This window comes from Kistimonas scapharcae (assembly GCF_039540975.1).
Classification (GTDB): domain Bacteria; phylum Pseudomonadota; class Gammaproteobacteria; order Pseudomonadales; family Endozoicomonadaceae; genus Kistimonas; species Kistimonas scapharcae.
The window spans coordinates 1-849 of the sequence record NZ_BAABFL010000202.1 but is presented as its reverse complement, the minus strand read 5'-3'; the positions used below and the strand labels follow the sequence as shown (position 1 = coordinate 849).

Annotated in this window: 1 protein-coding gene; it reads right to left on the bottom strand. The window is 45.3% G+C overall.

From position 1 onward, the window contains the following. Positions 1–81: 81 nt before the first annotated feature. Positions 82–729, bottom strand: a complete 648-nt coding sequence (locus tag ABD892_RS10425; protein WP_345195559.1) for a hypothetical protein — start codon at positions 727–729, stop codon at positions 82–84. Positions 730–849: the final 120 nt, after the last annotated feature.

Here is an 849-nt window from a genome sequence, read left to right as displayed (position 1 = left end):
TTTGCCTGAAGAGCACAGGGGACGCTCTCTTCATTCAATTTAGCCTTACTTCTTCAGATCGTTAAGCGGGAGTTAAGGTTTTTATGCCTGATGTGCTCTGTTGCCAAAATGTTGCAGACCTGATACCCGTTGGTAGTGGGGGGTGTTGAAAATGGGCCAACCATACCAGTGAGGATGTTTGATCAAGACCTCTGAGCCATTCCACATATAATTATAAAAAAGGTAGCCGCCATAAATGGTTCCTTGAATAATAGGGAATACTAGCTGTTTGGTAAAACTGACAGTCATAGTGAGAAGCGTGCAGATGCTCCAGCAAGGGCAGCAAATATAATAGGCTTCGATTGGACAGTCGCAATCAAGACAACAAAAATTAAAGACAGTACTGACACCATAAAGAGACAGAACGATACCACTAATCAATCCATAGACAACACCGAATAGCGTCCCGGCGATAACGACCAGTGGTGTAGCGATATAGTTTAGTGGTTCACAGCAGTAGTCAGATTCTGCCAGGGTTACAACTCTTTCAGGGGTCTCGCTATAGGCCGGGGCTAAGCCTTCTGATGGATATGGCATCATAAAGTTTGGCAAAACGGTTCGAGTTGGCCGTCCGTAGTAATTGGGCGGGGGGGCAGCACTATATTCAGGTGCCTCATACGGGGGTGGGGGAAGATTTGTTTCTTCTTCATCAATGGCTCCATTGTATGCGGGTGGTGGAAAATTGAACATTATCTCTCTCATTATCAATAAGCTAGGGTGCGATTAGTTACCTTAAATCCCGCTTAACCTTGGGAATGTGAGCAAGCTGGCCGTACTTTTGGCAACAGAGTACAGTTTTTGCACAAAACG